Raw genomic sequence first — 257 nt, forward strand, 5'->3', positions numbered from 1 at the left:
CCGCAGTCGGCCAGACGCTTTTAATGCAGCAATATATGGACCATTTAAAAAGATACGGTCTGACGCCGGCACAAATTTTATTAACAAGAAATGATTTCTCAAAAAGAGAGCGGTACAGAAATGCTTATGCTACTGTAATGGAACTGTTGGAGCGCGGCGTCGTGCCGATTATTAATGAGAATGATTCCACATCAGTTGAAGAGCTGACGTTCGGTGATAACGACATGCTGTCGGCGCTTGTAAGCGGGTTGATTCAT

General features: G+C 44.4%; 1 protein-coding gene. It reads left to right on the forward strand.

Annotation, left to right across the window (positions count from 1 at the left end; genetic code table 11):
• Positions 1-257: amino acid kinase family protein (locus R0K30_RS22560; RefSeq protein ID WP_486304034.1), on the forward strand; the 257-nt coding region annotated here is incomplete at both ends.

Origin of the sequence: Bacillus sp. SIMBA_154 (assembly GCF_046536015.1) — a bacterium.
GTDB classification, from domain to species: domain Bacteria; phylum Bacillota; class Bacilli; order Bacillales; family Bacillaceae; genus Bacillus; species Bacillus pumilus_P.